This is a genomic window from Kribbella sp. NPDC050241, assembly GCF_044459685.1.
Lineage (GTDB): Bacteria > Actinomycetota > Actinomycetes > Propionibacteriales > Kribbellaceae > Kribbella.
The window spans coordinates 179,712-198,449 of record NZ_JBITJE010000004.1 but is presented as its reverse complement, the minus strand read 5'-3'; the positions used below and the strand labels follow the sequence as shown (position 1 = coordinate 198,449).

19 protein-coding genes are annotated in these 18,738 nt (G+C 68.6%); 2 read left to right on the top strand and 17 right to left on the bottom strand.

Annotated features, from left to right (window positions below; translation table 11 throughout):
* Nucleotides 1–49: 49 nt before the first annotated feature.
* Genes ACIBG5_RS21220 through ACIBG5_RS21195 form a run of 6 tightly spaced genes read right to left on the bottom strand, consistent with a single transcriptional unit; the run spans nt 50 to nt 5,908 of the window.
* Nucleotides 50–874 carry a shikimate dehydrogenase gene (locus ACIBG5_RS21220; protein ID WP_396393200.1) on the bottom strand — a complete coding sequence of 275 codons (825 nt, stop codon included), beginning with the start codon at nt 872–874 and terminating at the stop codon, nt 50–52.
* Nucleotides 874–2,067, bottom strand: a complete 1,194-nt coding sequence (gene mltG / locus ACIBG5_RS21215; RefSeq protein WP_396393199.1) for an endolytic transglycosylase MltG — start codon at nt 2,065–2,067, stop codon at nt 874–876. The genes ACIBG5_RS21220 and mltG overlap by 1 nt, the downstream gene beginning before the upstream one ends.
* On the bottom strand, nt 2,064–2,522 hold the full coding sequence (gene ruvX, locus ACIBG5_RS21210) for a Holliday junction resolvase RuvX (RefSeq protein WP_396393198.1): 459 nt from the start codon (nt 2,520–2,522) through the stop codon (nt 2,064–2,066). The genes mltG and ruvX overlap by 4 nt, the downstream gene beginning before the upstream one ends.
* A 37-nt stretch (nt 2,523–2,559) precedes the next feature.
* Nucleotides 2,560–5,229, bottom strand: coding sequence for an alanine--tRNA ligase (gene alaS / locus ACIBG5_RS21205; protein WP_396393197.1), 2,670 nt, complete (start codon nt 5,227–5,229; stop codon nt 2,560–2,562).
* A gap of 5 nt (nt 5,230–5,234) precedes the next feature.
* Nucleotides 5,235–5,489 (bottom strand): DUF6167 family protein, encoded by a 255-nt coding sequence (locus ACIBG5_RS21200; protein WP_396393196.1) that lies wholly within the window; start codon nt 5,487–5,489, stop codon nt 5,235–5,237.
* On the bottom strand, nt 5,486–5,908 hold the full coding sequence (locus ACIBG5_RS21195; RefSeq protein WP_396393195.1) for a DUF948 domain-containing protein: 423 nt from the start codon (nt 5,906–5,908) through the stop codon (nt 5,486–5,488). Before ACIBG5_RS21195 ends, ACIBG5_RS21200 begins: the two co-directional genes overlap by 4 nt.
* A 208-nt stretch (nt 5,909–6,116) precedes the next feature.
* On the opposite strand from ACIBG5_RS21195, the gene ACIBG5_RS21190 reads away from it, so the two are divergent.
* The gene (locus ACIBG5_RS21190) at nt 6,117–6,704 is read left to right on the top strand and encodes a hypothetical protein (protein ID WP_396393194.1); all 588 of its coding nucleotides are present in this window, start codon (nt 6,117–6,119) and stop codon (nt 6,702–6,704) included.
* A 107-nt stretch (nt 6,705–6,811) separates the two neighbouring features.
* Here the strand turns inward: ACIBG5_RS21190 and ACIBG5_RS21185 are convergent, their stop codons facing one another.
* The 5 genes from ACIBG5_RS21185 to ACIBG5_RS21165 all read right to left on the bottom strand — a co-directional run bounded on the left by ACIBG5_RS21185 (nt 6,812) and on the right by ACIBG5_RS21165 (nt 12,629).
* Nucleotides 6,812–7,120 carry a nuclear transport factor 2 family protein gene (locus ACIBG5_RS21185; RefSeq protein WP_396393193.1) on the bottom strand — a complete coding sequence of 103 codons (309 nt, stop codon included), beginning with the start codon at nt 7,118–7,120 and terminating at the stop codon, nt 6,812–6,814.
* The gene (locus ACIBG5_RS21180) at nt 7,117–8,484 is read right to left on the bottom strand and encodes a replication-associated recombination protein A (RefSeq protein WP_396393192.1); all 1,368 of its coding nucleotides are present in this window, start codon (nt 8,482–8,484) and stop codon (nt 7,117–7,119) included. The genes ACIBG5_RS21185 and ACIBG5_RS21180 overlap by 4 nt, the downstream gene beginning before the upstream one ends.
* Nucleotides 8,485–8,528: 44 nt before the next feature.
* The gene (locus tag ACIBG5_RS21175; RefSeq protein ID WP_396393191.1) at nt 8,529–9,173 is read right to left on the bottom strand and encodes a VC0807 family protein; all 645 of its coding nucleotides are present in this window, start codon (nt 9,171–9,173) and stop codon (nt 8,529–8,531) included.
* 99 nt (nt 9,174–9,272) lie between these two features.
* Nucleotides 9,273–11,756, bottom strand: a complete 2,484-nt coding sequence (secA2, locus tag ACIBG5_RS21170) for an accessory Sec system translocase SecA2 (protein WP_396393190.1) — start codon at nt 11,754–11,756, stop codon at nt 9,273–9,275.
* A 69-nt stretch (nt 11,757–11,825) separates the two neighbouring features.
* Nucleotides 11,826–12,629 carry a GNAT family N-acetyltransferase gene (locus ACIBG5_RS21165; protein WP_396393189.1) on the bottom strand — a complete coding sequence of 268 codons (804 nt, stop codon included), beginning with the start codon at nt 12,627–12,629 and terminating at the stop codon, nt 11,826–11,828.
* 105 nt (nt 12,630–12,734) lie between these two features.
* On the opposite strand from ACIBG5_RS21165, the gene ACIBG5_RS21160 reads away from it, so the two are divergent.
* Nucleotides 12,735–13,337 carry a hypothetical protein gene (locus ACIBG5_RS21160; protein WP_396393188.1) on the top strand — a complete coding sequence of 201 codons (603 nt, stop codon included), beginning with the start codon at nt 12,735–12,737 and terminating at the stop codon, nt 13,335–13,337.
* A 59-nt stretch (nt 13,338–13,396) separates the two neighbouring features.
* Here ACIBG5_RS21160 and ACIBG5_RS21155 read toward each other — a convergent pair whose 3' ends face one another.
* The 6 genes from ACIBG5_RS21155 to ACIBG5_RS21130 all read right to left on the bottom strand — a co-directional run bounded on the left by ACIBG5_RS21155 (nt 13,397) and on the right by ACIBG5_RS21130 (nt 18,685).
* On the bottom strand, nt 13,397–15,418 hold the full coding sequence (locus ACIBG5_RS21155) for a GxGYxYP domain-containing protein (RefSeq protein WP_396393187.1): 2,022 nt from the start codon (nt 15,416–15,418) through the stop codon (nt 13,397–13,399).
* Between the two features lie 193 nt (nt 15,419–15,611).
* The gene (locus ACIBG5_RS21150) at nt 15,612–15,959 is read right to left on the bottom strand and encodes a hypothetical protein (RefSeq protein ID WP_396393186.1); all 348 of its coding nucleotides are present in this window, start codon (nt 15,957–15,959) and stop codon (nt 15,612–15,614) included.
* Between the two features lie 3 nt (nt 15,960–15,962).
* A complete protein-coding gene (locus ACIBG5_RS21145; RefSeq protein ID WP_396393185.1) occupies nt 15,963–17,369 on the bottom strand; it encodes a DUF2252 domain-containing protein in 1,407 nt (468 codons plus the stop codon).
* A gap of 62 nt (nt 17,370–17,431) precedes the next feature.
* Nucleotides 17,432–17,785 carry a GntR family transcriptional regulator gene (locus tag ACIBG5_RS21140; RefSeq protein WP_360443925.1) on the bottom strand — a complete coding sequence of 118 codons (354 nt, stop codon included), beginning with the start codon at nt 17,783–17,785 and terminating at the stop codon, nt 17,432–17,434.
* Between the two features lie 52 nt (nt 17,786–17,837).
* On the bottom strand, nt 17,838–18,266 hold the full coding sequence (locus ACIBG5_RS21135) for a VOC family protein (RefSeq protein WP_396393184.1): 429 nt from the start codon (nt 18,264–18,266) through the stop codon (nt 17,838–17,840).
* Nucleotides 18,263–18,685 (bottom strand): helix-turn-helix transcriptional regulator, encoded by a 423-nt coding sequence (locus tag ACIBG5_RS21130; protein WP_396393627.1) that lies wholly within the window; start codon nt 18,683–18,685, stop codon nt 18,263–18,265. Before ACIBG5_RS21130 ends, ACIBG5_RS21135 begins: the two co-directional genes overlap by 4 nt.
* Nucleotides 18,686–18,738 lie beyond the last annotated feature (53 nt).

The following is an 18,738-nucleotide window of genomic DNA, read 5'->3' as shown; positions in this document are numbered from 1 at the left end:
CAGCGCGGCGGCGGCGAGAACTCCGCCTGCCTTCAGTACCGTCCGGCGGTCAAGCTGGCTCACGATCGTCGAGCTCCTCACGGGCAGCGGACCTCATGGCCGCCAGTGGTGCGGGCGACCTACCGGTCATCATCTCCACCTGGAGGATCGCCTGATGCACGAGGAGATCAAGGCCGTTCAACAGCTCTGTACCGATCCGGTGCGCCGCGATCGCGAGCTGCGTCGGCCACGGGTGGTACGCCACGTCGAACACCACCGGCGCGACTCCCGCGAAGTGGTGGGCCCACGGATCGACGGCGCCTCCGGGCAGCGTCGAGACGCACAGATCGAACCCACCGATCTGCTCGACCTGGGAGAAGTCCGCGACCGAGGTTTTCAGCCCGAGCTCGGCCGCCAGGTCCAGCAGCCGCTCGGCCTTCGAGAGGTCGCGTACGACGACTGTCACCTCGCTGACCTTCAGTCCGCGCAACGCGGCCAGCGTCGACGCGGCGGTCGCGCCACCGCCGAGCACGACGGCCGAATCCGCGGCGGTGATCCCGCGCTCGGCGAACGCGTTCACCAGCCCGGGGACGTCGGTGTTGTGCGCCGAGCGGGATCCGTCCGGCTCGAACAGCATCGTGTTCGCCGCGCCGATCAGCTCGGCGACAGGGTCGACGGTGTCGACGAGGTCCAGCGCGACGCGCTTCAGCGGCATCGTCAACGACAGCCCACGGACGTCGTCCCCGAGTGACGCGACGAATGCGCGCAACTCGTCCTCCCCGACCTCGTAGGCGTCGTACCCCCAGTCCAGGCCGAGCCCGGCGTACGCGGCCCGGTGCATCGCCGGCGACAGCGAGTGCGCGATCGGCGAACCGAGCACGGCACAACGGGTCATCAGCACCGGCCCTTGTGCGCCGCGCACCAGGTCTGCAGCTTCTGCACGTTCTGCAGGTGCTCGTCCGCCGAGCTCGCGAACGCCGTCTCGCCGGTGTCCAGGTTGACCAGCGTGAAGTACATCCACGAACCCGCGGCCGGGTTGATCGCGGCCCGCAGCGTGTCCTTGGTCGGCGAGTTGATCGGCGTCGGCGGCAGCCCTCTCACCTTGTAGGTGTTGTACGGCGAGTCGATGTCGCGCTGCTCGGACGACGTGAACACCCCGCCGTTCCTGCCGACCACGTAGTGGATGGTCGAGTCCATCTGCAGCATCTTCCCGGCCTGCAGCCGGTTGTAGATCACGCGCGCGACCTTGGCGTAGTCCTGCGGCCGGTTGGTCTCGGCACCGATGATGCTGGCCACGATGACCGCCTGGTACGGATCCAGCTTCTTGCGCTGAGCGGTCTTCACCAGGTCCAGCGCGGCCGCGTTCTTCGCGTACTGGGCCGTCATCAGCTTGAGGATCGTGTACGCCGTCGCACCCTTCGGGATGTCGTACGTTCCCGGGTACAGGAAGCCCTCGGGGTTGTTCTTGGCGTACGCCGGCAGGCCGAGCGCGGCGGGCTTGGCCATCGCTGCGGCGGCGGCGCCGGCCGGCAGCTTGAGCTTCGACTTCTGCAGGGTGTCGCTGACCTCGGCCTTGGTCTGGCCGGAGCGGAAGCTGATCCGGGTGATCAGGATCGACTTGGCCGGGTTCAGCATCAGTTCGAGCGCGGCCTTGGCCGACATCTCCTTGCGCAGGGTGTAGGTCCCGGCCTGCACCTGACGCGACCGCGGATCGTCGCGGGCGGCCCGCTCGAAGGCGCGAGCACTCTTCACCACGCCCTTCTTCTCCAGCGTGTCCGCGATCGACTGCGAACTCTGGCCCTGGGTGATCTCGACGACCACGGAGCCGGTGCCGTCGCCGCTGTAGTCCGGCGCCGCGAACATCTGCTCGAGCGCGTCCTTGCCCTTGCCGAAGCCGATCACAGCGCCGACGACCAGCGAGCCGACGACCAGCAGCGAGATCAGTCCGGCGAAGCAGCCGAACCCGCGCCGGGCGCGGGCCTTGCGGCGGTTCGCCCGGCGCTCGACCCGGCCCTCCGGCCGCAGTCCGAGGCCGGCGCCCAGGTCTTCGCTCTCGTTCAGATCTTCGTCCAGCGATGGTCTGTTCACAGGGGCCTCCCGGGCGGGTTGCCGGACTCGCGCTCGAGGTCGAGCGCGTGTTGCAGAATCACGACCGCCGCGGCCTGGTCGACCACCGCGCGTCGTTTGGAACCCTTCTTGCCCCGTTCGCGCAGCATCCGCTCGGCCGTCACCGTGGTGAACCGCTCGTCCACCAGCCGCACCTCCGGCCCCGCGTTCCCCTCCCGCACCTTGTCTCGCACCTGTTCCGCCGTCTCCCGGATCTTCACCGCCGCCGGCCCCTCGCCCCCGGACAGGGAGCGGGGCAGACCGACCACGATCTCGAACGCCTCCAGTTCGGCGGCGAGTGTGGCGATCCTATCGAGATCACCGGGGCCACGGCGGACCGTCTCCACCGGAGTGGCGAGGATTCCGTGCGGATCACTGCTGGCGACGCCGATCCTGGCGTCGCCGATATCCAGCGCGAGCCGCACGCCCCGGCGCATCAGCGTGCCTCCGGGTGTGCCGATCGGACCATCAGGGTCAACCCGTGACCAGCTGGCCGACGGTGTGTTCCACCGCGCTCAGCGCGTCGTCGGCACCCGCCGGATCGGTGCCGCCACCCTGCGCGACGTCGTCCTTGCCGCCGCCGCGACCACCCAGCTTCTCGGCCGCGACCCGGACCAGGTCCCCCGCCTTCAGCCGCCACTCGCGAGCGGTGTCGTTGAGGGCGATCACCACGCCGGGCTTTCCGTCGTTCACGCTGAGTACGGCGATGACCGCGGGCTTGTCGGCCGGCATCCGGCCGCGCACGTCCAGCGCCAGCTTGCGCAGGTCGCCACCGTTCACGCCGTCCGGCGCGCGATGGCCGACGTACTGGACTCCGAAGACGTCCTTCGGGTTCGCGGCGAGCTCGGCGCCGGCGGCCAGGACCTGGCCGGCCCGGACCCGCTCGAGCTCTTTCTCCGCGGCCCGCAGCCGCTCGGACAGGTCCGCCACCTTCGCGGGCAGCTCCTCCGGGCGGGTCTTCAGGTTCTCGCTGAGCAGCCGGATCAGCGCGCGCTCGCGGCCGAGGTAGTGCAGCGCCTCCATACCGACGAACGCCTCCAGCCGGCGCACACCGGCACCGACCGACGCCTCGCTGGTGATGGTCAGCGCACCGACCTGCGACGAGTGCTTGACGTGCGTGCCACCGCAGAGCTCACGCGACCAGGGGCCGCCGATCTCGACGACGCGGACCGACTCGTCGTACGTCTCGCCGAACAGCGCCAGCGCGCCCCAATCCCTTGCCTCCGGCAGCGACATGTACTGCGCCGAGACCGGCAGGTCCTGGCGGACGGCGAGGTTCGCGACCTCTTCGATCTCGGACCGGGTGGACTGGTCCAGCGCCGACGACCAGGCGAAGTCGAGCCGCAGGTAGCCGGGCTTGTTGTAGGAACCGCTCTGCAGCGCGTTCGGGCCGAGCACCTGGCGCAGCGCCGCGTGCACGACGTGCGTGCCGGAGTGTGCCTGGCAGGCGGAGACGCGCCACTCGTGGTCGACCTCGGCGTGCACGTCCTGGCCGGGCCGCAGTACTCCCTCGACGACCTCGACCTTGTGCACGATCAGACCCTTGACCGGCCGCTGGACGTCGAGCACCTTCAGCTTCACGCCGTCGGCCACGATCAGGCCCTCATCGGCGATCTGGCCACCGGACTCGGCATAGAACGGCGTCTTCTCCAGCACGACCTCGACGGTCTCGCCCTGCTCGGCGGCGTCGGAGACGACGCCCTCACGCAGCAGGCCGCGGACCTGGGAGTCGGTGGACAGTTCCTGGTACCCGGTGAACTCGGTGACGCCCTTCTCGCGCAGCTCCCGGTAGCCCGAGGTGTCCGCGTGACCGGCCTTCTTCGCGCGCGCGTCCGCCTTGGCCCGCTCGCGCTGCTCCTTCATCAGGGACTTGAAGCCCTCGGTGTCGACCTGCAGGCCCTGCTCGGCGGCCATCTCGACGGTCAGGTCGATCGGGAAACCGTAGGTGTCGTGCAGCTGGAACGCCTTCGAGCCCTCGAGCTGGTGCGCACCGCCGGCCTTGGTCTCGCGCACGGCGACGTCGAAGATGCTCGTCCCGGCCGTGAGAGTGCGCCGGAACGCCTCCTCCTCGGCGTACGCGACCTGGCTGATCCGGCCGAAGTCGGGCTCCAGCTCGGGGTACGACTTCTTCATCTGCTCGAGGCTGACCGGCAGCAGCTCGACCAGGCTCGGGTCCTCGTAGCCGAGCAGGCGCATCGAGCGGATCGCGCGGCGGAGCAGCCGGCGCAGCACGTAGCCGCCCTGCTCGTTGCCGGGGTTCACGCCGTCGCCGATCAGCATCAGCGCGCTGCGGACGTGGTCGGCGACCACCCGGAACCGTACGTCGTCGACGTGGTCGGCGCCGTACTTGCGGCCGCTCAGGTCGGCGGCCCGCTCGATCACCGGGTAGATCTCGTCGATCTCGTACATGTTGTCGACGCCCTGCAGCAGGTACGCGACGCGCTCGAGGCCGAGACCGGTGTCGATGTTCTTCTTCGGCAGCTCGCCGAGGATCTCGTAGCCGTCCTTGCCGCCGCCCTCGCCGCGGATGTTCTGCATGAAGACCAGGTTCCAGAACTCCAGGTAGCGGTCGCCCGCCTCCCAGTCCCGGTCGGCGCCGAACTCCGGGCCGCGGTCGATCAGGATCTCCGAGCACGGGCCGCACGGGCCGGGGATGCCCATCGACCAGAAGTTGTCCTTCATGCCGAGCCGGACGATCCGGTCGTCGGGCAGACCGGCGATCCGCTTCCACAGGTCGATCGCCTCGTCGTCGTCGTAGTACACCGACGCGTACAGGACCGACTCGTCGAAGCCGTAGCCGCCGTCGTTCTGGGACCGGGTGACCAGGTCCCAGGCGTACTCGATCGCCTTCTCCTTGAAGTAGTCGCCGAAGGAGAAGTTGCCGTTCATCTGGAAGAACGTGCCGTGCCGCGTGGTCTTGCCGACCTCGTCGATGTCGAGGGTGCGGACACACTTCTGCACACTGGTCGCCCGCGGGTACGGCGGCGTCTGCTGGCCGACGAAGTACGGGACGAACTGGGCCATGCCGGCCACGTTGAACAGCAGGTTCGGGTCCGGCGACGGCAGTGGCGCACTGGGCACCACGGTGTGGCCCCGGTCCTCGAAGTACTTCAGGAACCGCCGCCTGATCTCACTGGTTTCCATGGGTGTTACCGGTAATCCTCACGCTGCGTCGTGTCAGTTGGGTTGGGTGCGGTGTCGATGCCCAGCGCGTCACGCAGCTCCGTCTCGCGCTGGGCCATGCCCTCGCGGACCTCGTCGCCGAAGTGCCGGACCGCCGCCGCGAGCTTGGCCGCGGACTCCTGCAGGCCCTCCGGCGCGAGCACCTGGGCCCGCTTCTTCAACCGGGTCACCGCATAGACACCGACAGCGATGCCGATGATCAACCAGAAGATCCGCTTCACCGGACGTCACCTCGCTTGCGCGCCTTGCGCTCCGCTTTCATCTCTTCCTTCACCCGCCGGGACACATCCCGGCGCTGGCTCTCGCCCAGTGCGCGGCGCACGCCGTACGTGAACGCGGCCGCCTTCACCAGCGGGCCGCCGGCAGTGGCCGAGAACAGCGACATCAGCGCGGCCGCGTTGGTCGTCACGGTGGTCGCGTTGTCGGTGATGGTGTCGACCTTGGCCAGCTGAGCGTTGGTCGTCGACACGGTGGTGGTCACCTCACCGAGCAGCGGGACAGTCTCGTTGGAGACGCCCTTCACAAGGATCCGGGTCTCGTCGAAGACCTTGCCCAGCTTCAGGATCGGATAGGCCAGCAGGCCCACCAGGATGAGCAGCGCGCAGGCGGCTATCAACCCGGCGACTTCACCGACGCTCATGGAAACGATCCACCTTCCCGTTGCGACCACGTGGACCGCCCGACCTTATCGCGCGGCGTAGTCGCACTCCGCTCCAGGACACCATCCCTCACATCACAGTCGCCCACCAAACCGCGTCATCCGGGGGTCGGTGTGCATGGCACCGGCATGGCCGCTGGCATGGGCCTGTCAGGGGCATTGTCAGGGGCTCGGCGTCGGGTGGGCGTGGGTGTTGCTCGGCTCCGGCGTACTGGGGCTCGGCTCGGCTGGAGTGGCGCTCGGCTCCGTTGGAGTGGTGCTTGGCTCCGTTGGAGTGGTGCCGGGATCGGTCGGGCTGCTCGGGCTTGGTGTGGTCGGCTGGGTCGGTGTGCTCGCCCGGGTCGAGGACGGCTCCGACGGTGCAGGGCTGGTCGGCCGGCCTGGCGGCTGGGTCGAGGAGGGCTTCGTCGGCGCGGTCGAGGTCGACCGCGGCGACGCTGATGGTGACCACGGCGGCTCAGGTGCGCTCGGAGTCGCCGCGGGCTGCGTCGGGGTGAACCAACCCGCCGCGGGGTTGGCGAGTCTCTCCTTGCTGGCCGTGGGCTCCTGCGTGGGACTCGCCGGCCCGGAGTGCGGCCGGTATCCCGTGACGTCGCCGTACGGCGACTCGGACGCCGTCCGCGTGGAGGTGCTCTGCGACGACGCCGCAATCGGCGGTGTGCTGCTGGTCGAGTCAGGTGACTTGAACGGCACGAAGATCAGCAGGCCGGCCAGCACCAGCACGATCGCCGCGAGTCCGGCGATCTTCAGTGCGGTCGGTCTTCCGGTTTTTCGATGACGGGCGAAGGGAGGGTTGTACTGCCTCAAAACGACGAGCCTTTCACCCCCAGGTCGTCTGGAATCCTACCGACCTGGTTCATCCGCTTGAGCAGGCCCCCGCCGTACTCAGTCGAAGCTGACGATGAGTGTCTGCACGGTTCCGTCGGGTGCCCAGGTGAGGTCCATGGTGCCGGTGTCGCCGCCGGCCCAGCGGAACTTCACGGTGTCGCCGTCCGCTCCTTCGAGAGTCATCGTCTCGGTCGGCGGGTTCTCCCGGTACGCCGCGGCGATCGCCGTACGGCCCTCGAACGGTCCGGCCGGGACACCTACGAAGGACATCCAGGCGTCGGCGGCGAAACGCTGGGCGAACGTGTCCCAGTCACCGCTGGTGACGGCGTGGTTGAAGGCGTCCACGTGCTCGGTGGTCCGGCTCACTCGCGGTCCCTCAGGATCTTGCGGATGTTGGCGACCCGGTCCGCGTACGCCGCTTCACCGCCACGACGGGTGGGCTTGTAGTAGTCGGTGCCGTCGATCACGTCCGGCGCGTACTGCTGCGGGACGATGCCGCGCGGGTCGTCGTGCGAGTACTGGTACGAGCTGCCGTGGCCGATCTTCTTCGCCCCCGCGTAGTGGGCGTCGCGCAGGTGCGGAGGGACCGGGCCGACCTTGCCCGCCTTCACATCCGCGATGGCGGCGTCGACGGCCATGATGACCGCGTTGGACTTGGGCGCCAGGGCGAGCGCGACCACTGCCTGGGCAAGGTTGATCCGCGCCTCGGGCATGCCGATCAACTGCACCGCGTCGGCCGCGGCCACCGCGACACCGAGCGCGGTCGGGTCGCCCATGCCGATATCCTCACTGGCCGAGATCACCAGCCGGCGCGCGATGAATCGCGGGTCCTCCCCGGCCTCGATCATCCGGGCCAGGTAGTGCATCGCCGCGTCCACGTCCGAACCACGGATCGACTTGATCAACGCCGACGCCACGTCGTAGTGCTGATCCCCGGCCCGGTCGTAGCGCACCGCGGCCCGATCGACCGCCGTCTCCAACGTCTTCAGGTCGATGACCTTGGCGTCCTTGGCCCGTGCACCACCGGCCGCAGCTTCCAGATAGGTCAGCGCCCGGCGCGCATCTCCCCCAGCCATCCGGAGCAGGTGCGCCCGCGAGTCCTCGGCCAACTCGAACTCGGCATTCAGCCCGCGCTCGTCGGTCAGCGCCCGATCCAGCAGTACGGCGATGTCGTCGTCGGTGAGCGACTCGAGGGTGAGAAGCAAGGACCTCGACAGCAGCGGGGAGATGACGGAGAAGAACGGGTTCTCCGTGGTCGCGGCGACGAGCGTCACCCAACGGTTCTCGACACCTGGCAACAGCGCGTCCTGCTGCGCCTTCGTGAACCGGTGCACCTCGTCGATGAACAGCACCGTCTCCACTACCCCCGAGGGCTTGGAGAGCTCACGGCGCGCGCCGTCGATCACCTGCCGGACGTCTTTCACGCCCGCCGTGACAGCCGACAGCTCGACGAACTTCCGGTTGGTCTGATGCGACACAACCGCCGCGATCGTCGTCTTGCCTGTGCCGGGTGGACCCCAGAGCAGCAGCGACATCGGCTGGTCACCCTCGACCAGCCGCCTCAGCGGTGACCCAGGGGCCAGCAAGTGCTGCTGCCCCACCAGCTCGTCCAGACTCCGCGGCCGCATCCGCACGGCCAACGGAGCGGCAGTGTGGTCGACGTCGGCGAGGCTGCCACCCCCACGAGCAGGGGCAGGCGCACCTGGCAGATCGAACAGACCGTCACTCACGCCCTGAGCCTAACGAACCCCACCGACACTCGGATCCGTCGAGGTCAGGAGCGCTCCGCCTGGTCCACGAATCGCCGCGGGCCGAAGACCAGGTGAATGGTCCCGCTGCGCCGAAGCAGCACATGGGTCGGGATCTGCAGAGCCACGATGGTGGCCACCGTGATCACCGGCTCCAGCGCCGGTACGACGGACAGCGGCAGCGTGTACGTGAGCACGACCCGGATCACCGCGTCGACGATCGAGAAGATCCCCCAGAGCACCGTGATCCGCCGCCAGGCGAGCCGGAAGCGCGGGTCCTCGTCGTACAGGCGGTCCATGATGGCCGCCCGCCTCGGCATGATCGCCCGGGTGAAGGTGTAGCAGAGCGGCTGAGGATGCCTGAGCGACCACAGCGTCACGCCTGCGAACGGAAGACTGATCCAGGCCCCGCGCACGAGCAGGACGCGAGCATCCCCACCCAGCCACGCCACGACCGCGCTCCCGACCAGGCTGAAGATCACTGCCGTACCCACCAGGTCAGCACGGCGTTGGCGTACGAGCGAGGCAATCGAGCTGACCAACGCCGGCACGGTGCTGATCAGCAGCGCGGTCACGTTGCTCACGCCTGCAGCTCGCAGGCCGTAGAACAGCGCAACTGGGATCGCGATATCGAGAACGAGGAGCCACGGGCGGCCGGACCGGGAGGACATGACCCGAGACTCGCCCAGGAGGCCACCACGCGGCATCGGGCCGACGGCTGCCCCTACCGAGCCCTTTGGACCACCCCCTAGACCAAAGTCGGGGGCCCGCTACTTCTTGCTGTCCTTGGGGTCTTCCTCGTCGTCGGCGTCCCGCAGTTCCTCGGGAAGCTCGTCGTCGTCATCGGTCTCGTCGTCCGCGTCCCGCAACTCCTCCGGGAGTTCGTCCTCGTCGAACTCCTCCGGAAGGATCTCCTCGGCCTCAGCCACCGACTCGGGCTTGATCGCGTTCCGAAGCCGCCCGAGGATCCGGTCCGCCTCGGTGCCGAACGGGTTGTCGTTGATCAGATAGGTCCAGGTCGCTGTGGGCCGCGGCACGCCCGACGCCGCCTCGTCCAGCCCCTCCGACGTGATCTCCGCCGTCTTGAACGTCTCGACTGCGTCGGTCCACGAGTCCGCGATCAGCGTGTCGAACGACGCGATCGCCGACTTGTTGAACTCGTCGATCGGCTTCAGGTGCACGATGCCGCCGGCCAGCGACCGCAGGTGGATGCCTTCGCGCAGGTCGGCCAGGTACGCCAGGTGGTCGGTCCAGCGCCGGTCCAGGTGGTGCAGCGCGATCCGCCGGGCCGCGTCCTTGACCGTGTCCTCGCCGACCTCTTCGACGAGTTCGTCGTACCGCTCCTTGACCTTCTCGGCCAGCTCCGTCGCGGCGAGGTCGTCGGTGAGCACCTTCTCGCGGGTGTCGAGCAGGATGGCGCGCTGCTGCCCGGTGAGCCGGTGGTACGACCAGGTGGTCCGGTGCAGTTCCGCGTTGGCGCCGTCCGCGACCCGCTGCGCGTGCTCGAGGACGCCGAGCGACTTGCGGTCGGTGAGCCGACCGGTGTCGTCGGGGTGCGGCCGCAGACCGGACGAAACGGAGTACCGGGTGACGAGCTCGTCGGCGAGGCTGGCGAAGAACAGCGATCCGCCCGGGTCGCCCTGGCGTCCGGCGCGGCCGCGTAGCTGGTCGTCCAGCCGTCGCGACGCGTGCAGGCCGGTGCCGACGACGTACAGGCCGCCGAGCTCGATGGCCTTGTCCTTGTCGTGCGACTCGTCCCGGCCGCCGAGCCGGATGTCGGTTCCGCGACCCGCCATCTGGGTGGACACGGTCACCGTCCCGGGTACGCCGGCCTCGGCGATGATCGCCGCTTCCTCGGCGTCGTTCTTCGCGTTCAGTACGACATGCGGGATCTCGGCCGCCTCGAGCCGGTCGCTCAGCTGCTCCGACTCCTCCACGCTGTGGGTGCCGATCAGGATCGGCCGGCCGGCCTCGTGTACTTCGGCGATGTGCTCGACCAGCGCCACGTTCTTCTGCTCGACCGTCAGATACAGCCGGTCCGGATCGTCGACCCGGATGTTCGGCTTGTTCGGCGGTACGACGGCCACGTCGACCTCGTAGAACTCCTGCAGCGACTCCCCGACGACAACCGCCGTACCGGTCATGCCGCACAGAGTCTTGTAGCCCTTGACCAGCGCCTGCACGGTGATGCTGTCCAGCACCTCACCGGAGTCGCTGACCGGCACGGCCTCCTTGGCCTCGACCGCGGCCTGCAAGCCGTCAGGCCAGCGCTGCAGCTTGGCGATCCGGCCGCGGTTGTTGTTGATCAGGCTGACCTTGCCGTCGCGGACCAGGTAGTCGACGTCCTTGCGCAGCAGCACCTCGGCGTGCAGCGCGACGTTGATCTGGGTCAGCCGGTCGAGGTTGTCGTCCTCGTACAGGTTGATCCCCTCGAGCGCCGCCTCGACCTTGTCGGTGCCCTTGTCCGTCAGCGCTACCGTCCGGCCGTCGCCGTCGATCTCGTAGTCGACCCCGGCGCGCAGCGTCCGGACCAGCTGGACGACGTCCTCGTCGAGCTCCTCGGTCCGGGTCGCACCGGCGAGCACCAGTGGCACCCGGGCCTCGTCGATCAGCACCGAGTCGGCCTCGTCCACGAGCGCCACGTCCAGCTCGGCCGTGACCCGGTCGGCCACGTCGTTCACGAGGCGGTCCCGCAGTACGTCGAACCCGACCTCGCTCACCGGGACGTAGCAGACCTCCGCCTCGTACGCCGTACGCCGTTCGTCCGGCGTGGACGCCTGGCCGATGTGCGACACGGTGACCCCGAGCAGCTCGTACACCGGGCCCATCCAGTCGGCGTCGCGGCGGGCCAGGTAGTCGTTCACCGCGAGGATCTGGACCTTGCGGCCGCCGATCGCGTATCCGGCGGCGGCGATCGCACCGGCCAGCGTCTTGCCCTCACCGGTGGCCATCTCCACCACGCGGCCCTGCAGCATCGCCAGCGCGCCGACGACCTGGCCGTCGAACGCCCGCTCGCCGATCGCCCGGTTGCCCGCGTCCCTGGCCAGCGCGAGGAACTCGATCTGCTCGTCCTCGTGCAGGCCACCGGTCGTCCGCAGTTCGCCGACCGCCTCGGTGAGCTCCTCGTCGGTCAGAGCCAGGACGGACTCCTCCGCCTCACCGACCAGCTGGGTGAGCCGCTCGTACGGGCCGAGATCGATCGAACCGGGGCGCTGCAGCAGCCGGCGGAAGCGTGACGCGATTTTCAGTGCCATGATGACCGCAACGTACAGCGTCGCGCGGTCGTTCCGTAGCACACCCCCGGGTGTCAGCTCCCGGCGCCGTCAGCTACCTGGTTCCCACTCGTACGGCGTGGTGGTCGTGACGCCGTACAGACCCAGCTTCTGCAGGATCGGGCGGGAGTCCTCGGACGCGTCCACCCGCAGGAATTCGTAGCCGCGCTCCTTCGCCAGCCGCGCCCGGTGCGCGAGGACCGCGCTGTACAGCCCCTGCCGTCGCCACTCCGGCAAGGTCCCGCCGCCCCAGAGGCTGGCGAACCCGGTGCCCGGATGGAACCGAACCCACGCCGCGGTCAGCGCCGGCCCGTCCGGACCCTTCAGGGCGTCCTCGACCAGGAACACCGACAACCGATCCGGGAACATCCGCGCCTCGGCCGCGAGCCGCTCCTCGATCCGCTCGAGCCCGTTGTGCCACAGCGTGTCCATCAGTACCGCGATCCGGTGGTAGTCGCCCGGACCGTCGGCCTCCCGCAACCGCACCTTCGACGGCAACGCGGACGGCCACTGCAGGACCCGGTCCACCTCGCCGAGGATGAGCGTCTCCGGCTCACCCTTGACGAACCCTGCCCGGGCCAGCCGGTCACCGAGGTCGGCCGGCTCGTCGTACGCGTACGTCTTCCACTCGAACGGCAGGCCGCGCTCGCGGAAGAACTCCACCTGGCCGGCGATCACCGCGTCCGGATCCTCGCCCAGGCCGCGCGGCGTCTCGACGAACCCGGCCCCGTCCGGCCCCTCGACGTACGACCGGTGCACCAGACCGTCGTGCTCCTGTTTCCAGCCGGGGATGGTGTCCGCGTCCGGCAGGCGGATCCGGCGGTGGAACACGTCGAGCAGCTCATCGGGGGTCATCCGCACATAGTGCCCGATCGACTACCTGAAATCACCAGGCTCGAAAGCCAACCAGTTGGCCACTGGTCTCGTCCAAGTAAGTGTCCTCAAAGGGGGGAACACATCATGAACATCCACCGCATCACTCGCAAGACGATCCTTGCCGCAGTCGCCGTCATGGCGATCCCCGCGGCCGCGATCGCCGCACCCGCCGTCATCAACTCGGCCTCCGCCCCCCGCACCACCTCGGCCGCAGCCGTCGCGCTCCCGTCCTGCCCGAGCGGCTGGGGATCGTTGCCCGAGGCAAACAGCAGGATGACGCAGGCACCTGTCACCGCCGTCCGCACCGGACGGCACGCCTGCTACGACCGGCTCGTCGTCGACATCCGCGGCCGCGTGGCCGGGTACGACGTCCGCTACGTCCCGAACGTCTACACCGACGGCGAGGGCGCCCTCGTCCCGCTGCGCGGTGGCGCGAAGCTGCAGTTCGTCGTCCGCGCTCCGGCGTACGACGCAGCCGGTCGTCCGACGTACACCCCGGCCAAGCCACGCGAGCTGTCCGACGTGGCGGGCTACAGCACCTTCCGCCAGGTCGCGATCGCCGGCAGCTTCGAGGGGCAGACCACGATCGGCGTCGGCGTCCGCGCCAGGCTCCCGTTCCGCGTCTTCACGCTGGCCGGTCCCGGGTCCAGCACCCGAGTCGTGCTCGACGTCGCACACCACTGGTAACAGACCCCCACCCCAGCGGTCGCCCGGATTCTCCTCCCGGGCGACCGCGTCGCGTTCGGCTACACCAGCACGCGGTTGAGCAGGTCGAAGAAGGCGTTCGCCAGAACCAGTTCGTACGGATCGCCGAGCAGAGCGGCCAACTCCGAAATGTCCGACGGGGTCCACGACCACGCGTTGATCCCGCCGGAGATGAACAGCGGACTCGCGCCGTCCCACTGGGCGACCCGGGCGTCCAGCGCGGCCTTGTACTCCCCTGCCTTGCCCGGTGCACCCCACTGCCCGACGATCGGCAGACCGCCCTGACGGACCGCCAGCAGATCGCCGTCCCAGGTCTGCATGATCCCCTTCAGCGGGGTGTACTTCGCGAATCCACTGGCGATCTCCTCCGAGAGCAGGATCCACTTGTCGTTCTCGCGGCTGCTGTACGAGTACACCAGGTCCATCCCGGTGGTCCGCAGCATCGAGCCGGTCAGCTGCAGGTACTGCGGGAACTGATCGGCCGCCCATGATCCCGGGTAGGTGTAGCCCGCGCCCGACGGGCCGCAGACCAGGAGGTCGTTGGCGGTCGCGGTCCGCTGGAAGTAGCTGAACAACCCGGGCCCGGTCTCTGCGAGCAGCGGGCTGATCGTCCAGTTGGCCGGCGCCTCGCCCCGCTTCGGGTCGTCCCACAGGTCACGCATGTGGCGCTGGCAGTACTGGATGTTGTCGCCCTCACCGAACGTCAGTGTCAGGTAGACCTTGTTCTGCGGCTTGCTGATCCGCCGGATCGGCCGGACCTTGTCCGAGATCGGCGCCGTGAACCCGGAGTGCACGGTGCCGTTCATGTAGAAGTCCGCCGCGATGACGGGCGAACCACCTTGCGAGGCGAGGTCGACGCCGTCCCACTCACCCGACACGTCGTTGGCGAACCAGCCCATGTACGGCGCGAGCGTCGGCCACTTGGCGAAGTGCTCGATGAGCAGTTCACCGGTCTCACCGGCCGGTGGCAGCCAGCTCACCAGGGCTTTGGTGGCCACCACGTAGTCGCGGAAGTACGGGAACGGCTCGATGCGGGTGGGCGAAGTGTCGGTGGCCGTGACCAGGTACTGGTTCCACATCGTCACGGTCACCACCAGGGACGTCGTACCGGCCGGTGGTTCGAACCGGTAGATGAAGTAGCCGCCGCCGTCGCTGAAGCGGTTGGCGTCCCCGCCGATCGACGAGTTGACACCGTCGAACAGGTACGGCTCCTCCTCCGGCGTACCGGGCAGGAAGTGCGCGATCTCGGTGCCGTTCGCCTTGACCGTGACCTCGGAGACCGACGGGCCCCAGCCGTCGTCGGTGAACGAGTCCTGGAACCGGACGAACACGGCCTCCTTGCCGAGCTTGGCCGAGACGTCGAGGTCGTAGTTGCCCTTGTTCGACGAGTCCCGGATCTGCTCGGTCTCGCGGGCGATCTCCGTCCACTGGACGTTCTCGACCGGGACCACCCTGGTCGGTGGCAGACCGGCGAGCAGCTTGTGGGTGACCCGCGGGAACAGGTTGTCGAGCTGCCACCGGTAGGTCTTCACCCGGTCCTCGTCGAACATCCCGCGCAGGTCCTTCACGATCCGCAGCCCGTGCGCGTTGACCTGGTCCGCGTCGGCGACGACGGCATTCTCCAAGCCGGCCAGGGTTGTGGCGACGTTGAGCGAGTCGGGTACGGCGGGGTCGTACACGATCGCACCGCGGACGCGGCTGCGGTACTTGGCGACCAGGTCCAGCGGGTTCTTGTACAGCTTGGTGGGCAAGCGCATGTCGGTCAGCCACTTGGCGTCCGGCGTGCTCATGGTGCCCGTGTCGTAAAGGAAGTACAGCTCGGGCTCGGTACGGTTGACGACGCCTTGCAACGTTGTCAGCAATGTCTGGTCACCACCGCTGAGTTTGCTGACGTCGCCGTAATCCAGGTGTTTCGGGCGGCTGAACACCGGCAGCAGCCGAGCGGGGCTGCCGGACGTCGATGAAGTCGCAGCATGTGCGCTGGATGCGAGGGCCGGAACCAGTCCGAACCCACCCGCGGTCACTGCACCGCTGCCCGCCAGGAACGTTCGCCTCGACACCATCGTGACCACTCCCTGTCGTTGACATCGATGTCAAATCAGGCGGGACAGTAGCAACCCCACGACACTGTGTACAGAGCTCACTACACCGTTCCCGCAAGAATCTGGAATCGTTTCCGAGAGACCGTGTTTCTCCACGCGTGCTACCGCGGTCGCTCCTCCGTCGCGCCCGCTGCGCGCTCCCACCCACCCCGGCTCATCGCCGGTACTCCCTTGCCGGCGACCGCCGGCCACCCGCGGGCTCATCGCCCGCACCTCGCGGCCTACCGCCCGCGCCCTGGCACCCGCCCGACCGCCCCACCGCCCCACCGCCCCACGAGACGATCGCCCGAACGATCTTCGGAAACAAAAGTGCACCCAGCGACGAAAAGGTTCCGATGATCGCCGCACGCGCGTACCCGTACGCCGCCGCTCCCCCGATCAGCAGGCCGGCCGCCAGCACGACTACGACCGTCCAGGAGGCGGTGAGTGCAGGCTCGAAGTCGCCTGCTGAGTCGTCGGAGATGATCTGGTCGCTACTGCCATCGGCGGCGGGTACCTGCACACCTCAGGTTTCGGGGGTGGTGGGGATGGTGCCGGCGTCTACTGCGGCGGCGAGGCGGTTGTGGTCGCGGGCGTTGATGTCGGCGTAGGTGAGGGCGAAGTCGGCGATGGCCTCGTCGAAGACCTCGGACTTGCCGAGGTAGCCGGCGATGGCGATCTCGTCGCCTCCCCGGCCGTGGGCGCGGGCGAGGGTCCAGCCGCACATCCCGCCGTACACGCCGAGGCCGCCGGGAGTGAGCTTGGCGGGGTCGATCGAGCCTTTCATGTCCCACAGTTGGCGCACGTAGTAGTCGAAGCCCCGCGGTCCGGTCGTCCAGCCCAGGAAGATATCGGGAAGGGACTGCAGGAGCCGTTGTCCGTCGACCACGCGCCGGCCGTGGTGCGGGAACTCGCTGGCGGCGACGTACGGCTCCAGGACGCTGGCCTCGGCTTGCTTGACCTGGAGGAACAGCACGTCATGGGCTCCCTTGCCGCGGAGCAGTACGACGTAGCAGCGGGTGCCCACGCTGCCGACACCGACAACCTTGCGCGCCATGTCGACGATCTCGAACTGGTCGAACAGAGCTCGGCGGTCGTCGGCGAGCGTGTGCCGGTAGTCGTCGACGGCCTCCCGAATGCCGGCAGCGACTCGGTCTGCGTCCACCGCGGCGAACAACTGGCGGATCGGGACGAGTAGCGGCGGGTGGCTGGCCAGCTGTACCCCGGCGCCGCTGCGCACGCAGAGCTTGGCGAACGCACGCAGGTTGTCGTGCGACTTCGCCTTGGCGAACACCTTGTCCAGCCTGGCGGGGGTCAACTTCGGCGCCGTGGTCCCGAACTCCGTTTCGAGGCGGCCGATGATGTCGCTCAGCTGCGCGGACGACAGGTGCAGGTACCACAGGTCGAGGGTCGCCAGCTCGGCGAACGTGATCATGGCTTCGCGGTACTCGCGGACCGTGTCGCGAGCCGCTTGGCGCTGCTGCTTCAGCGTGAAGCCGTTCTGCCGGGCGGCGACGGCGACGCTGGCCGCAAGCCGTTTCATGTCCCATTCCCACGGGCCGGGCAGGGTTTCGTCGAAGTCGTTGACGTCGAAGACGAGGTCGCGCTCCGGTGTTCCGAACAAGCCGAAGTTGACCAGGTGGGCGTCGCCGCACACCTGGACGGTGATGCCGCTGCTCGGCGTACCGGCCAGGTCGTTCGCCATGATCGCCGGGCCGCCGCGGAAGAACGCGAACGGCGAGGCCAGCATCCTGCCGTAACGCACCGGAACCAGCACCGGATCCCGGGTAGCGGCCTGGGCCTGAAGAATGTCGAGCGGATCCGGCCGATCGAGCGCCGGTTCCCAGTCACCGTGCGAACGACGCGACACCCGCCGACGGGCGGCTCGGCCATCGGCCTTCCGCTCCTGCACTCCGGGAACTGCGGCACCCACGGTACCCAGCCCACCCCCACCCATACCTCCACACTGCCACATCCGCGACTGCGACGGTCCGTTTACCAGGCTCGATGGAGGATTTCGGTGGCTTCGGCCTGGCTGAGGCCGGCTCGGTGGGCGGCTCGGGCGAAGACGGTGGCGGCGGCGCGGGTTTCTTCGTCGTCGACTCGGCTGCGGGAGGCGAGCACGAACGTCCCGTTCCGCCCGCGGGTCTCGACCAGACGATCGGCCTCGAGCTCCTTGTACGCCCGCGCCACCGTGTTCACCGCCAACCCAAGATCCCCCGCCAACTGCCGGACCGTCGGCAACCGCGTGCCCTGCGCCAGCTGACCGGCCCGGATCAGCCCGTCGATCTGGTCCTTCACCTGTTCGTACGGCGGTTTGGCCGCGCCCGGGTCGACCGTGATGATCATCTGCAGCTCCCTCGAGTCTTTGTATCAAATGTATTGATACAAAGACTCGAGGTCAAGCGAAGTCCGTCGCGGTGTAGGGCCTCTGCTCGACCAGGACCAGCCAGTTGCCGGAGTTGTCGCGCAGCACCGCCTCCACGCCGTACGGGCGATCGGACGGCTCCTGGATGTACTCGACGCCCTTGGCAACCAGCTCGGCGAAGGTCTTGTGGCAGTCGTCGGTCGCCATGCCGAACCCGTGCATGGAGCCCTTGGCCATGATCCGGCGGATCGAATCCGCGGACTCGGAGTCCATCGGCGGCCCGGGCAGCATCAGCGCCAGCTCGAGCTCGGGGTGGTCGGCCTGGTGCACCGTGCACCACCGGAAGTCCTCGCTGAGCGTGATGTCGTCCCCCACCACGAACCCGAGCTTGTCGGTGTAGAACGCCTTCGCCTCGTCGATGTCATTGACGTAGACCGTGACCAAACTGACGTTGGTGATCACTGTTCCTCCTCGTCGTTGGTACGACGGTAGGCCTCGGCAGCCCCGGCGTGCTTCTCCGGAATTGCGGAGTTCAGTCCGAGCATGAACACGAAGCAGCCCGGGATCCGCGGACCCGTCCGGGTCCGCTGGTACTGCGTCGGCGTCATCCCGACCAGCTCGGTGAACCGCTGCGAGAACGAACCCAGGCTGCTGTACCCGACCAGGCCGCACACCTCGGTCACGGTCAGGTTGGTCGCCCGCAACAGATCGGTGGCCCGCTCGATCCGCCGGCGGGTGACGTACTGCATCGGCGTCTCGCCGTACTCGGCCGCGAAACACCGCAAGAAGTGGTACTTCGACACGCCTGCGGCGGCCGCCAGCCCAGCCAGGTCGAGCGGCTCGGCGTAGTTGCGATCGGCAACATCCCGGGCACGGCGCAGATGCGCCAGCAGCTACACCGGTACGACGGGCCGCATCGCTCCCCCTTCTTTCG

Bases quoted from the DNA above. Each gene is read 5' to 3' on its own strand.
- ACIBG5_RS21175 (WP_396393191.1), bottom strand. From the start codon at position 9,173: ATGTCCTCCCGGTCCGGCCGCCCGTGGCTCCTCGTTCTCGATATCGCG.
- alaS (WP_396393197.1), bottom strand. From the start codon at position 5,229: ATGGAAACCAGTGAGATCAGGCGGCGGTTCCTGAAGTACTTCGAGGAC.
- ACIBG5_RS21160 (WP_396393188.1), top strand. From the start codon at position 12,735: ATGAACATCCACCGCATCACTCGCAAGACGATCCTTGCCGCAGTCGCC.
- ACIBG5_RS21140 (WP_360443925.1), bottom strand. From the start codon at position 17,785: ATGATCATCACGGTCGACCCGGGCGCGGCCAAACCGCCGTACGAACAG.
- ACIBG5_RS21155 (WP_396393187.1), bottom strand. From the start codon at position 15,418: ATGGTGTCGAGGCGAACGTTCCTGGCGGGCAGCGGTGCAGTGACCGCG.
- ruvX (WP_396393198.1), bottom strand. From the start codon at position 2,522: ATGCGCCGGGGCGTGCGGCTCGCGCTGGATATCGGCGACGCCAGGATC.
- ACIBG5_RS21220 (WP_396393200.1), bottom strand. From the start codon at position 874: ATGACCCGTTGTGCCGTGCTCGGTTCGCCGATCGCGCACTCGCTGTCG.
- ACIBG5_RS21165 (WP_396393189.1), bottom strand. From the start codon at position 12,629: ATGACCCCCGATGAGCTGCTCGACGTGTTCCACCGCCGGATCCGCCTG.
- ACIBG5_RS21195 (WP_396393195.1), bottom strand. From the start codon at position 5,908: ATGAGCGTCGGTGAAGTCGCCGGGTTGATAGCCGCCTGCGCGCTGCTC.
- secA2 (WP_396393190.1), bottom strand. From the start codon at position 11,756: ATGGCACTGAAAATCGCGTCACGCTTCCGCCGGCTGCTGCAGCGCCCC.